The sequence below is a fragment of the Bradyrhizobium sp. 41S5 genome, from assembly GCF_011516665.3.
Classification (GTDB): Bacteria; Pseudomonadota; Alphaproteobacteria; order Rhizobiales; family Xanthobacteraceae; genus Bradyrhizobium; species Bradyrhizobium quebecense.
Map to the genome: position 1 here is coordinate 5,264,441 of NZ_CP083721.1, position 12,489 is coordinate 5,276,929.

The window sequence follows — 12,489 nt, forward strand, 5'->3', positions numbered from 1 at the left end:
CGACGCTTCCGCCTCGCCTGTCAACCGAGCAACACGGCCAAAGGCGGTAGCAGGGTAACCCGGAGCTACGGCTTCAGATCAGGCGGCAATGGCGGATTTTCCCGCATCAACGTGATGGTCACGCGACGGTTTGCCGGCAGCGTCGGATCGTCGGGAAACAGCGGCTGGCCGTCCGCCTTGCCGGAAACCGCGAAGATGTGGGACGGCGGCAGCCCTTCCCGCTCCAGGATCTGCCGCACCGCGTTAGCGCGGTCCGCGGACAGGTCGAAGGCGTCGTAATCGCTGCGCGCCGGCACGAAGCCTGCGGCTGTATGCCCCACGATCGCGATCCGCAGCGGCGTCGCCTTCAGCGGCGCGGCGAGCTTCTGGATCAGCCGGCGAGTGCGTTCATACGGCTCCCTGGAGCCGTCGGCGAACATCGAGCGGCCGTCCTGATCGACGATCTCGAGGTTGAGCCCCTCCTTGGTCTCCTCGAACATGATGTTCTTGGAAATCTCGGTCAGCTCCGGCATGTCCTGCAGCGCCTGGCGCAGCGAGGCGGAGGCGAGCGCGAATTCGCGGTCGATCTTCAGCCGCGCGCCGTTGATCTGGCTGCGCTCCTTTTCGTCCGGCGTCGGATTGGCCGAGGACTCTTCCGGCGAGATGTGCTCGACATTCTTGAGCTTCGGCCGGGTCGGCAGACCGTCGGACTCGACGATGCCGGAATAGCGTACATCGGTCTGCACACCGAAGGCGTCGCGCATCGAGCCGGCGACGATCTTCAGCTTGTTGTTGTCCATGGTGGAGAACGCGACGAGCATCACGAAGAAGCTCATCATCAGTCCCATCAGGTCGGCGAAGGTCACGAACCAGCCGTGACCTCCACCGTGGGCGTCGCCGCGCTTTTTCTTGGCCATCGCTGCGTTTCCCGAAAGCGCCGGCCGGTCAGGCCGGCACCGGCTCGCCTTCCTCGTTGCGATGCTTTTCCGGCAGATAGGCCAGCAGCATCTCGCGCACCAGCGCCGGGCTCTTGGAATCGCGGATCATCAGGATGCCGTCGATGATCAGCGTGCGGTTGGTCTCCTCGTCGAGCAGCTTGCCGTGCAGCTTGTCGGCGATCGGAAGACAGAACAGGTTGGCCACCAGCGCGCCGTACAGCGTCGCGAGCAGCGCGGTCGCCATGAACGGGCCGAGCTTGGACGGGTCGGTCATGTTGGCGAACATCTGCACCATGCCGATCAGCGTGCCGATCATGCCGAAGGCCGGCGCGCAGTCGCCGATCGCGCGATAGATCTTGCTGCCCTCGTCGAGGTGCATCAGGAAATTGTCGCGGTCGCGCTCCATGTTGTCGCGGATGAACTCGAGGTCGTAACCGTCGGCGACGTAGCGGATGCCCTTGGCGAGGAACGGCTCGTCGGTCTCGACCTTCTCCAGGCCGACCGGGCCCTGCTTGCGGGCGATCTCGGCGATGCGGGCGAGCTCGTCGACGAGGTCGCGGGCCGACAGCCGGCTCATCGTGAAGGCAAACTTGGCGCCGAGCGGCAGCCCGTGCAGCATCACGCCGAGCGGAAAGCGGATCATCGTCGCCGCGATCGAGCCGCCGAAGATGATGATCATGGCGTGTTCGGAGATGAACATGTGCAGGTCGCCGCCCATGAACATCATCACCGCGATGACGATGATGCCAGCCAACAGCCCGGCGCCAGTCATGATATCCATAGGAGACTCCAACGCGTACGCAACCTGCCCGTCCTGGACGGCGCGCAGCCCAAGGCGGGCCGCGTGGAAAACCCTAACGTTAACGCCATTAAGGACGCGTTACCGAATTTGGTAGGGATAACAACGGGTAAACGCCGGCCTTTTCGCGATGTCGTTGAAGATACTGGCTTTCCGCATGGGACGCCGTCGCTGCATGCGCAAAAGGCCTCCCCGTAGAACAACGGAGATGAGATAGGTTTGCCAGGAGCGTTTTCGAGCGAAGTGGGTACCGGTTCGCGTGAAGAAAACGCGTCAACACAAGAATCTGGAGCCCCATTCCGATTCAATCGGAACGGAAGAGGCTCCAGAGGAAACGAACCAATGAGCAGGACAGGATGAAGGCGGTCGTCGTTGAGCAATATGCGCCTATTGATCAGATCGAGCTGAAGCAGATCACCACGCCCGAACCCGGCCCCGGACAGATCCGCGTCCGGGTCCACGCCGCGAGCATCGGCTTCGTCGATGGGTTGAAGGTCGAGGGCCGCTACCAGACCAAGGATGCCCTGCCCTTTACGCCGGGTGCGGAATTTGCTGGCGTGGTCGACGAGGTCGCGGGCGACGTCGCCGGCATCACGCCGGGCATTCGGGTGATAGGCGCGGCGCGCTCGGGCGCGCTGGCCGAGTACATCGTGGTGCCGCCTGCCGCCGTCGAGGTCATGCCCGACGGCCTGTCGATGGAGGCGGCCGCAGCCTTTCGCACCAATTACCTCACCGCGCTGTATGCTCTCGCCGAGCGCGGCTCGCTCAAGGCCGGCGAGCAGCTGCTGGTGCTCGGTGCCGCCGGCGGCACCGGCATCGCCGCGATCCAGGTCGGCAAGCTGCTCGGCGCGCGCGTCGTTGCCGCCGCCTCGAGCGACGAGAAGCGCAGCTTCGCCGCAAGCTTCGGCGCCGATGCTGTCGTCGACTACACGAAGCCCGATTGGCGCGATGCGCTGAAGGACGCAACCGGCGGCAATGGTCCCGACGTAATCTTCGATCCGGTCGGCGGCGAGGTCTCGCTGCAAGCGTTCCGCTCGATCGCCTGGAACGGTCGCCATGTCGTGGTCGGCTTTGCGGCAGGCCAGATCCCCGCTCTGCCGTTCAATCTGCCGCTGTTGAAGGGCGGCCTCCTGATCGGCGTCGACGCCGCCCAGATCGCGCGCCGCGAGCCCGAGGCGCAGGCGCGCGTGATGACGCAATTGTCGGCATGGCTGAACGACGGTCGACTGACGCCTGTTGTCGGCAAGGTGTTCGAGCTTGAAGATTTCCGCGCGGCGTTCACGACGATGCAGACCCGCGCGGCGCTGGGCAAGATGGTGGTGCGGATCGGACAGTGAGAGAGGCACCGCTATCGCCTCATCGTCGCTGTCGCGTCGGCCGCTCGCTGCCGTTCCACCATCGCGCGCAATTGCGCATGGAGTCGGAAATGATGTCCTGCCACACACACAGCACCATCAACCACGGGGGCTAGTTGTCGAAGAAGGCTGCTGTGGCCCCAGCGCGCTCCAATAGCGACCATTTGGAGCAATGGGTCCCGGCCTTCGCCGGGACGACGCCGAGGGCACGGCGCGCCGGTGAGCCATACGTTCGCGTTCTCGCGGCATGATTCGTCCGAGCTTTGCATTTCATTTCGTCGCTCTGAGAAGAGAGGGCGCAGGGAAAGCCGGGTGCCGATCGCACCCATGGGCCCCGAGCAAAAGAGCTAAGCTCGGGGGCAGGACCACAGGTGCCAGAGGACACCTGCCACCAGGGCGTCAGGACCACACGACTTCACCGTCCGCGTCACGCGCACTCGTCAGTTGCGCAATCAGCGTCCACCGCATCTCGACCCGCGTTCGTGACGACCGCGAAGCGCCCCTCGTGTCGGGCGAGACGGGCGTATTGAACATCTGAGTTGGGTCCGGCGTCAAGTTAAATTCTGTAAACCCGAACGAACTGCGGTGCGGCCAGCATGCGGGCGCCCTGTCCGGCCCGAGGCCCCCGCGACAAATTATCACACGTTATTGTCGCGGGGTTCCGCGCCTCCTACCGTTTGCCGAAAACGGCGGTGGGGTGAAAAGATGCAGGACATGCTGACGCATCTGGAGAAGCTTCGCACTGACGCGGCGGAGTGCGCTCTGATCCGCGACCTGGCCACGGACATCCATAAGCGCGAACTTTTCGCCAAGCTTGCCGAGCATCTCGCGACCCTCGCTGCGGAGGTCGAGAAGGCCATTGCCACAACCGGAAGGAAGGGCGAAGCCAACTAGGGTGTAAACTCAACCAGCTTGCTTCCGACCCCAAGGGAGCGAGTCTCAATTCGTGCCACAGAGACGGATGACGCCACCTGGTTCACACACAGCGCCGTTGAATCTTGCATCCGGTTCGCTCGAGATTTTCTCACGTCATCTACGAATTTTTCTGAATTGTCCGGCTCATCCTTTTCAGAGATGATCTCGACAGGAGGGACAAACATGGCGAGCGACACGAACGTCCGGGCTTGCCGATGCCATTGTGGCGCGGTGCGTTTCGAGGCAACGCTCAGCGACGGCTTCAGTTCGATCCGCCGCTGCACCTGCTCCTACTGCCGGATGCGAGGCGCCGTCGTTGTCATGGCGGAGATGGGTGGGATCAAGCTGCTGCAAGGCGAGGATACGCTGACGAGCTACCGCTTCCATACCGGATCGGCGCAGCACTTCTTCTGTTCTCGCTGCGGAATATACACGCATCATCAACGACGATCCGACCAGAACCTGTATGCCGTGAACGTGGCTTGCCTGGACGGCGTAAGCCCGTTCGATTTCTCCGAGGTGCCCGTCATGGATGGCGTCAACCATACCAACGACACCGGCAGGCCAACGCGTCGAGCAGGCACCCTCCGCTTCATCCCGGCTGACTAGCACTTGCGATCAGCCGGCACCGCTCAGCGATGCCCTCAAGGAAGCCAGCCTCTCCAACCAGGGCGCCTTCGCCAAATCCGGGATGTCTGCTCATCCTCAATGAGCGGCGGAGAAGCCGACCCTGCACGCGGTCCGAGAACGGCCAGTGGCCGAACCATTCATCGTCAAGGTTGATCCAGATGACCGTCGGCTCTTCGGGAGAATGTTCCGTCGTTTGTCCCTTGCCATGAGTGCCTTCAAACAAGATGAAGCTACCGGCCGGGACGTGCCTTCGGTCACCGTTCACCGGTCTGGTATTCGGCCGATCCATCAAGCCTCACCCTGAGCACCCTGGAACGGTGTGACAATCGACCTCTCGCGCGCCCGCTGGAATGCGCGTGAAGCTGACGTGTGTCGTTGCATATCCTGCCGACACTTCGAAAATCGCCGCGTTGGGAATGCGATCACTTTTGTTTGGGCCATTAAGACACATCTGCTGAATTTTGCACTAAACGAAATAGCCCTTGGCTTGCCAAGCAAGCCGTGATGCAGAGAATAAAGTGAAGCAATGACCGCCCCTGATCTGCCACCAGAACCCGGACGAGATTGCCCAAATGAATGGATGGCACTTTCACACCGACGGCGATCATCTGAACAGTTGAGGCGCAATGATCGTAGCCGATCTCGTCCAGGAGTTCATCGACAAAGAACCGCGGCATAGGCCGCGCGATGAGGTCCGAAAAGGGCCCAGGAGCGGACATCCCGCACACTTCCCAATCGCTTGAAAGTGCGGTCAAATGGCGTCTGGTGACACTTGGCGTTTTGGTGCGAGGGTGTCCGCTTGCACGGGGGAGAATGCGCGTGAAGGAACTCGCTGGAAAGACCGCGTTCGTCACCGGTGCGGCGTCAGGCATTGGATTGGGGATCGCGACCGCTCTCGCCCAGGCGGGGGCGAAAGTCATGCTTTGCGATATTGAAGAAGCGGCTCTGTCCGCGGCGCTCGAGCAACTGAGGCTCACCAACGTCGATGTCGACTGCGTGCAAGCGGACGTCTCACTCAAGGCCGAACTCGTGGCGGCCGCAGAAGCCACGACTGCCCGCTACGGCAAGGTGCATATCCTCGTCAACAACGCGGGCGTCGGCGGCGGTGGGCCCTATGGTACCTGGACCGACGCGTCGTGGAATTGGACCCTGGGCGTCAACCTGATGGCGACCATTTGGGGGATCGAGATTTTCGGGCCATTGATAGAGCAGCATGGCGAGGGTGGACACATCGTCTCCACAGCCTCGCTCGCTGGCCTTGTTTCAGGGGGGAGCACCGCATACAACGTCTCAAAGTATGGCGTGGTCGCGCTGTCCGAGGGCCTGCGGCTTGAACTCGCGCCCCGAGGGATCGGCGTATCGGTGCTGTGTCCCGGGTTCATCCGCACTCAAATCCTGAACTCAGGGCGCAACCTCCCCAAGCGCTTCGAGGGAGCGGTCCGTGCCTTGCCGACTTCGGGCCCACTTGCCGAGCAGATCAATCTGATCCGGCAACGCGTCTCTCAGGGCATCGATCCCATGTATGTCGGTGAACTCGTCCGCGAAGGCGTCGAAAACGACTGGCCCTATATCTTCACCGACCTCGAATTCGAGCCAATGGTCGAAGCGCGCTTCGCCGCAATCAAGCAAGGCTTTGACAACATTCGTGGGCGCAACCCGAAACGATAAGCGCGCAGCCCTCCCACCGGCCGGATTGTGCTCTTCTGGGGCCATGCCGCCGAGACGCAAGCCGGTGACAAGCACCCCAATCGGCAATCCGGCTTCCTCGTCCCTTCCAGCCGGTACACAGGCCGACGGCAGTCCCAGCAAGTTTGCAGGAACCACCGGACGCGTCAATTCTTGGCAGCCGCCGCACCAGTCTCCGTCGCCGTGTCAAAGCCGTGCTCGAACGGCAATTGGGTCCAGCTGGTTGGGCCATTGCGGCCTGCTTGCGCCGCCCGAGACGTGCTCCAAGGCGATGAAAAGATGCTGCATTCGGATCGCAGGAACCAACGCCGCAGCAGCGCATTATTGATGCACCCCTTGGTTGAACAGTAATATCCCGCCAGTAACGGCATAGGAGCCGATACCGGCACATTGCCCGTCCACGGGCGGAATTTAGCCGTCATCTGTTGAATTTCAGGATCATTCACCTTGGCACTTTTTGCATATCGAGCGTCGAGCACGACGTCCCGATCGCGCAGGCGGAGCACCGCCACCAGAGACGCGCGATGAAGATGGACAAAGCCATCTGGTACGTCTCGTTCGCCATCAGAACCCCTGACGCCGGACATCATCGCTTTGCGCGCCAGACCCGCACCTTCACGACCGAGCAGGATGCCAAGGATTTTGCACGCACCCTGCTCGTGCAGACTCAAGACGTCAGCGCCGGAACGATCAATCCGCACACGCCGAGACGCGTGATCGCGCCGGCCGCGATCGCGGCCTGGGCCGGCGAGAGCTGAGGCCTACTTCTTACAAAAAGCGTGACGGCGCGAACGGCTGCAGCGGAATCTCCGGCGCCTTGCCGCTGAGCAATTGCGCGACCAGCCGGCCGGTGCGGGCCGAGCCGACCAGGCCGACATGGCCGTGGCCGAACGCATAGACCACGTCGGGCGAGGCGCGGCTATGGCCGATGCAGGGCCGCCCGTCGGGCATGCTCGGGCGATGGCCGAACCAGGTCTTGATCCGCGAGGGTGGAATGTCCCTCGGCAGCTTCGGGAACATACTGAGCAGATGCTCGCGCAGGATCTCGGCGCGCTTCCAGTTCGGCTCGGCGTCGAGCCCCGCGATCTCTACCGTGCCGGCGGCGCGCAGGCCCTTGTCGGTCCAGTTGACGACCATCTTGGCGTCCGAAGCCATCATCGAATTGCGCGGTCCGGATTCCGGATTCTCGATCATGACGTGATAGCCGCGCTCGGTCTCGAGCGGCAGCGGGTCGCCGATCGATGCGGTCAGTTGCTTCGAGCGTGCACCGGCGGCGACGACCGCGGCATCGCAGGCGATCTCGCCGGTCTCGGTGACCACGGCTACGAGCCGGTCGCCTGCAAGCTTGAGGCCTGTTGCCTTGGCGGCGACGCGCTCGGCGCCGTCCGCGATCGCGTGCGCGGCGAGCGCTGCGACGTAGGCGCCGGGATCGCGGCAGCGGCCTGCCTCCTCCACCACGACGCCGAACTTGTAGCGCGGATGCAGATCGGGCTCGCGCTGGCGCATCTCGTTTTCATCGAGCTCCAGCCATTCAATGCCGACGCGCTTGCGGATACGCCAGCCGAGGTCGCGGTCGAACGTCGCACGCGAGGGAAATACGTGCATCACCCCGCGCCGCTCGATCAGTTGGGGCACGCCGGCCTCCTCGGCGAGCTGCCGGTGCAGCAGCGGCGCATCCTTCAAGAGATCGCGCATCGCCCGCGCGGTGGCCTCGACCTGCGCCTCGGTCCGGCTCGACAGCAGATACTTGATCAGCCACGGCAAGGCCTTTGGCAGATACGACCAGCGGATCGCAAGCGGCCCGAGCGGGTCCATCAGATAGCCCGGCACCTTCTTCCAGGTGCCAGGCTCGGCCGGCGGGATCACCGAATGCGACGACAGCCAGCCGGCATTGCCATAGCTCGCCGCCTGGGTGCCGCCGGGCTCGCCCGGATCGATCAGCGTGACACGATGGCCCGCGCGCAGCGCCTCGATGGCGCTGATCACGCCGACCGCGCCGGCGCCGATGATCGCAACGTGACGGCCGGCAGTCTCGGGCATCAGCGTATGGCCTCTTGCTTAAGCATGATCTCCGCGCAAACGCTACGCGTTTGTCGCGAGGGAAAACCGCTTCGCACTTTCCGGATCATGCTTGCGGCACAAAATCCTTGCCGACCGACAGCGCGCGCTGATCGACCAGGCAGTGCAGGATTGCCGGCTTGCCGGACGCCAGCGCCCGCTCGAACGCCGGCGCAAAGTCTTCGGTGCGCTCGACCCGCTCGCCATGGCCGCCGAACGCCTTGGCATAGAGTGCGAAGTCCGGGTTCTTCAGCTGGGTGCCGACGACGCGGCCGGGATAATCGCGCTCCTGATGCATCCGGATGGTGCCGTATTGCGCATTGTCGATGACGACGACAATCAGCGGCGCGTCATACTGCACGGCGGTGGCGAACTCCTGCCCGTTCATCAGGAAGCAGCCGTCGCCGGCGAAGGCGACGACGACGCGATCCGGATGCTGTCGCTTCGCCATCACGGCCGCCGGCACGCCGTAGCCCATCGAACCCGAGGTCGGCGCGAGCTGCGCGGCGAAGGTGTGGAAGCGATGGTGGCGATGAATCCAGCCGGCGTAATTGCCGGCGCCGTTGCAGACGATCGCATCCTTCGGCAGGCGATCGCGCAGCCAGGTCACGACCTCGCCGTACTGGAAATGACCCGGAAGTTCGCGCGGCTTGTCGGTCCAGGCAAGATAGTCCGCGTGCGCCTTGGCCGCCTCGCCCTTCCAGGCGGGCGCAGCTGCGGGCTTCATGCTCTCGACCGCGGCAGCGAAGGCCGCAGGCGTCGCCTGGATCGCCAGCACCGGCTGGTAGACGCGACCGAGCTCTTCGGAGCCCGGATGCACGTGAATGAGCTTCTGGCTCGGCACCGGAATGTCGAGCAGCGTGTAGGACGAGGACGGCATCTCCGACATGCGGCCGCCGATCAGAAGAATGACGTCGGCGCCGGTGAAGCGATCCCTGAGCTTCGGGCTCGGGCCGATGCCGAGATCGCCGGCATAGTGCGAATGGTCGGCGTCGAACAGCGAGGCGCGGCGGAACGAGGTCGCGACCGGCAGGTCGAAGCGCTCGGCAAAGCGCGTAATGCCCTTGGCGGCCTCTGCGGTCCAGGCCGAGCCGCCGAGCACCATGATCGGCGCCCTGGCGCCGGCGAGCATGCTGCCGAGGCGCTCGAGATCCGATGGCGCCGGCCAGGTGACCGCAGGCTCGACCTTCGGCGCGTTGGCGACCGCTGCGGTTTCAGTCAGCATATTCTCCGGCAGCGAGATCACGACCGGACCGGGGCGGCCCTGCAGCGCGACGCGGAAGGCGCGCGCGACCAGCTCCGGAATGCGGTCCGGACGATCGATTTCGACCGCCCATTTCGCCATCGTGCCGAACACCGCCTTGTAGTCGAGCTCCTGGAACGCCTCGCGCTCGCGCATGCCGGTGTCGACCTGGCCGACGAACAGGATCATCGGAGTGGAATCCTGCATCGCGATGTGCACGCCGTGCGCGGCGTTGGTCGATCCGGGACCGCGGGTGACGAAGCAAACGCCGGGGCGCCCGGTGAGCTTGCCATAGGCCTCCGCCATCATCGCCGCACCGCCCTCGGCGCGGCAGATCACGACGTCGATCGGGCTGTCATGCAGGGCATCGAGCGCCGCCAGGTAGCTCTCGCCCGGCACGCAGGTTACGCGCTCCACCCCCTGCGCGACCAGCTGGTCAATCAGGATCTGGCCTCCGGTGCGGGCATTGCTTTTGGTCATGAGGGCTCCCTGCGGCATTGGCGCGCGATTGCGGCTCGCGCGGAACGTGGTCCGACGGGGGTATGATAGACGTGAATATGGTGCAAGGCCGAAGCCGCTTCTCGCGGGCGAAGCGGGGGCAAGCCATGCGATAGGCAATGGGCATGGCCCTTTCGTCCTCGATTTCCGCAGAGCGGACGATCGCCGGCGGGATCGTCGCGGCCCGGCCGGAGAGCAGGCAGGTAACCCTTCGCCGATTTCGAAGCGCCCTCGCCGTAAGCGTGCCGACGACATGTTCCGTCGCCTGTCGGCAAGTTCGAGCCGGGATCGCGGCACACGAATCAACCTGTGCGTGTTTCTTTCCACAGCAATCCCATCGGCGATGCGCCAGCCTCACGCGGCACCAACCGCCGCAGCAGCGCGCATGCGGGAGAGACGATCCGCGGGCATCGCAAAGATCGACGGCGCGCGGCCGCCGCACAGGACGCGCGAAAGCCAGCGCGCTGCGGCGCGCGTGAAAACAGTGTGGCACAAACTGCATGCACCATCGTGTCATATGCACGATAACAATCATTAGAAGCGCGCGCGTGTGCTTCCGTAAGACTACGGTGCAGCGATCGATCGCTCCGCACCGTTCGATGCAGGATCGCGCGAATTTCGCGGAAAATCGCAGTCTAGCGCGTCGATTTCGGCTGCACTCATTGCACGCATCGCCCGTTCGGTCCTGCGCGATCGCGCGCGGCACACTGCATGCACTTCTTGATGAAACTCGAATCGCCTACGGTTTCGTGCAGTCACAAATTGTAAATCGTGTATCGCACCTGCCCGCCGTCCCGCGGCGGAAAGTGTTCTGCTGCCGAGCAGGTGCATCCTTGTCAGTTCACCAGTTAATATCAATGCTGGAGGCAATGCATGTTGGGGATGAAGAGCGTCGCAAGCGTGGTCGGCTCCGATAGTTCATACCGGCTGTTCGACGATATGCCGATCAGTGTCATGCTCTGCGAGCTGGACAATTTCAGGATCACCTACATCAACGAGTCGACGCGGCAGAATCTGAAAAAGATCGAGCATGTTCTGCCGGTGAAAGTCGATGCACTGATCGGACGATCGATCGACATCTTTCACAAGAACCCGCAGCATCAGCGCCGGCTCTTGTCCGATCCGAAGAACCTGCCGCACAAGGCGCGCATCACCATCGGCGGCGAGACGCTCGATCTCACCGTGACGGCGATGACCAATTCGCGCGGCCGCTACAGCGGACCGATGCTGACCTGGGAGCTCGCGACCGAGAAGGCGCGGCTTGAAATCCAGACCGAGCGGCTGCTGCAGATGCTTGACAACATGCCGATCAACATCATGATGTGCGATACCGATTTCAACATCACCTACATCAACCAGACCAGCCTCAAGACGCTCGACACCGTGAAGCACCTGCTTCCGGTGGCGCCGGACAAGATCCTCGGCAACTCGTTCGACATCTTCCACAAGAACCCGGCGCATCAGCGTCGCATCGTCGGCGATCCCAAGAACCTGCCGCACGCGGCCAAGATCAAGCTCGGCCCGGAAACGCTCGACCTCAGGGTTTCCGGGCTGACCGACAAGCGCGGCAACTATACCGGCGCGATGCTGAGCTGGTCGGTTGTCACGGGCAATGTGAAGCTCGCCGACGATTTCGAGAAGGACGTGAAGGGCCTTGCCGGGATGCTGGCATCGGCCTCGACGCAAATGCAGGGTACCGCGCGATCGCTGACGACGACCGCCGAATTCGTCAATCAGCGCTCGGCGAGTGCGGCGTCCGCCTCCGAAGAGCTGTCGTCCTCGGTCAACGAGATCAGCCGCCAGGTGTCCGAAGCGAGCCGCATCGCCCGCATGGCGGTCGAGGAAGCCGAGAAGTCCGACAAGCTGGTCGCGGGCCTCGTGACCATGGCGCAGAAGATCGGCGACGTCGTCGCGCTGATCAGCCAGATCGCCGGCCAGACCAACCTGCTCGCGCTCAACGCCACGATCGAGTCCGCGCGGGCCGGCGAAGCCGGCCGGGGCTTTGCCGTCGTCGCATCCGAGGTGAAGGCGCTGGCCAACCAGACCGCCAAGGCCACGGAAGACATCTCGGCGCAGATCAACGAGATGCAGACCGCGACCGGCAACACTGCCACGGCCCTGAAGTCGATCTCGCAGGTCATCGTCCAGATCAGCGAGATCTCGACCGTGATCGCCAGCGCCGTCGAGGAACAGGCCGCGGCCACCAAGGAGGTCACCGCCAACATCAACGGAACCACCAAGGCGATCGACGATGCCAGCAAGGCCGCCGAGAACGTTCTGGCGGCCTCCGGAGAGGTCGCCAGCAACGCGTCCGAGCTGGAAGTGCAGGTCGACAAGTTCCTCAAGAACGTGCGGGCGATGTAACGCCGCGGAGGTCGCGCCCTTGCC

Annotated in this window: 11 protein-coding genes; 6 read left to right on the forward strand and 5 right to left on the reverse strand. The window is 63.8% G+C overall.

Annotation, left to right across the window (positions count from 1 at the left end):
• Positions 1–65: 65 nt before the first annotated feature.
• Entirely contained in the window at positions 66–896 is an 831-nt protein-coding gene (locus HAP47_RS25695) for an OmpA/MotB family protein (protein ID WP_173642208.1), read from the reverse strand.
• A 28-nt stretch (positions 897–924) separates the two neighbouring features.
• Positions 925–1,698 carry a motility protein A gene (locus HAP47_RS25700; RefSeq protein WP_029078588.1) on the reverse strand — a complete coding sequence of 258 codons (774 nt, stop codon included), beginning with the start codon at positions 1,696–1,698 and terminating at the stop codon, positions 925–927.
• A 374-nt stretch (positions 1,699–2,072) separates the two neighbouring features.
• Here HAP47_RS25700 and HAP47_RS25705 point away from each other — a divergent pair, with 374 nt between their 5' ends.
• The 4 genes from HAP47_RS25705 (at position 2,073) to HAP47_RS25720 (ending at position 6,284) form a co-directional block, all read left to right on the forward strand.
• The gene (locus tag HAP47_RS25705) at positions 2,073–3,053 is read left to right on the forward strand and encodes an NADPH:quinone oxidoreductase family protein (protein ID WP_173642207.1); all 981 of its coding nucleotides are present in this window, start codon (positions 2,073–2,075) and stop codon (positions 3,051–3,053) included.
• 723 nt (positions 3,054–3,776) lie between these two features.
• The gene (locus HAP47_RS25710; RefSeq protein WP_173642206.1) at positions 3,777–3,965 is read left to right on the forward strand and encodes a hypothetical protein; all 189 of its coding nucleotides are present in this window, start codon (positions 3,777–3,779) and stop codon (positions 3,963–3,965) included.
• A 204-nt stretch (positions 3,966–4,169) separates the two neighbouring features.
• Positions 4,170–4,595: a GFA family protein gene (locus tag HAP47_RS25715; protein ID WP_173642205.1), complete on the forward strand. Its 426-nt coding sequence runs from the start codon at positions 4,170–4,172 to the stop codon at positions 4,593–4,595.
• A gap of 834 nt (positions 4,596–5,429) precedes the next feature.
• Positions 5,430–6,284, forward strand: coding sequence for an SDR family NAD(P)-dependent oxidoreductase (locus HAP47_RS25720; protein WP_210285363.1), 855 nt, complete (start codon positions 5,430–5,432; stop codon positions 6,282–6,284).
• Positions 6,285–6,448: 164 nt separating this feature from the next.
• On the opposite strand, the gene HAP47_RS25725 is transcribed toward HAP47_RS25720, so the two are convergent.
• Positions 6,449–6,814, reverse strand: a complete 366-nt coding sequence (locus tag HAP47_RS25725; RefSeq protein ID WP_173642203.1) for a hypothetical protein — start codon at positions 6,812–6,814, stop codon at positions 6,449–6,451.
• Positions 6,815–6,826: 12 nt separating this feature from the next.
• Between HAP47_RS25725 and HAP47_RS25730 the strand changes: the two genes are divergently transcribed.
• Positions 6,827–7,060 carry a hypothetical protein gene (locus HAP47_RS25730; RefSeq protein ID WP_173642202.1) on the forward strand — a complete coding sequence of 78 codons (234 nt, stop codon included), beginning with the start codon at positions 6,827–6,829 and terminating at the stop codon, positions 7,058–7,060.
• 10 nt (positions 7,061–7,070) lie between these two features.
• Here the strand turns inward: HAP47_RS25730 and HAP47_RS25735 are convergent, their stop codons facing one another.
• Positions 7,071–8,342 carry an NAD(P)/FAD-dependent oxidoreductase gene (locus tag HAP47_RS25735; RefSeq protein WP_173642201.1) on the reverse strand — a complete coding sequence of 424 codons (1,272 nt, stop codon included), beginning with the start codon at positions 8,340–8,342 and terminating at the stop codon, positions 7,071–7,073.
• Between the two features lie 85 nt (positions 8,343–8,427).
• Positions 8,428–10,083, reverse strand: a complete 1,656-nt coding sequence (locus HAP47_RS25740) for a thiamine pyrophosphate-binding protein (RefSeq protein ID WP_173642200.1) — start codon at positions 10,081–10,083, stop codon at positions 8,428–8,430.
• Between the two features lie 891 nt (positions 10,084–10,974).
• Between HAP47_RS25740 and HAP47_RS25745 the strand changes: the two genes are divergently transcribed.
• Positions 10,975–12,465 (forward strand): methyl-accepting chemotaxis protein, encoded by a 1,491-nt coding sequence (locus tag HAP47_RS25745; RefSeq protein ID WP_173642199.1) that lies wholly within the window; start codon positions 10,975–10,977, stop codon positions 12,463–12,465.
• The last annotated feature ends 24 nt before the right edge of the window (positions 12,466–12,489 follow it).

What these genes read in the sequence shown, in the direction of transcription:
- HAP47_RS25695 (WP_173642208.1), bottom strand. Translation starts at nt 896, where the DNA reads ATGGCCAAGAAAAAGCGCGGCGACGCCCACGGTGGAGGTCACGGCTGG.
- HAP47_RS25700 (WP_029078588.1), bottom strand. Translation starts at nt 1,698, where the DNA reads ATGGATATCATGACTGGCGCCGGGCTGTTGGCTGGCATCATCGTCATC.
- HAP47_RS25705 (WP_173642207.1), top strand. Translation starts at nt 2,073, where the DNA reads ATGAAGGCGGTCGTCGTTGAGCAATATGCGCCTATTGATCAGATCGAG.
- HAP47_RS25710 (WP_173642206.1), top strand. Translation starts at nt 3,777, where the DNA reads ATGCAGGACATGCTGACGCATCTGGAGAAGCTTCGCACTGACGCGGCG.
- HAP47_RS25715 (WP_173642205.1), top strand. Translation starts at nt 4,170, where the DNA reads ATGGCGAGCGACACGAACGTCCGGGCTTGCCGATGCCATTGTGGCGCG.
- HAP47_RS25720 (WP_210285363.1), top strand. Translation starts at nt 5,430, where the DNA reads ATGCGCGTGAAGGAACTCGCTGGAAAGACCGCGTTCGTCACCGGTGCG.
- HAP47_RS25730 (WP_173642202.1), top strand. Translation starts at nt 6,827, where the DNA reads ATGAAGATGGACAAAGCCATCTGGTACGTCTCGTTCGCCATCAGAACC.
- HAP47_RS25735 (WP_173642201.1), bottom strand. Translation starts at nt 8,342, where the DNA reads ATGCCCGAGACTGCCGGCCGTCACGTTGCGATCATCGGCGCCGGCGCG.
- HAP47_RS25740 (WP_173642200.1), bottom strand. Translation starts at nt 10,083, where the DNA reads ATGACCAAAAGCAATGCCCGCACCGGAGGCCAGATCCTGATTGACCAG.
- HAP47_RS25745 (WP_173642199.1), top strand. Translation starts at nt 10,975, where the DNA reads ATGTTGGGGATGAAGAGCGTCGCAAGCGTGGTCGGCTCCGATAGTTCA.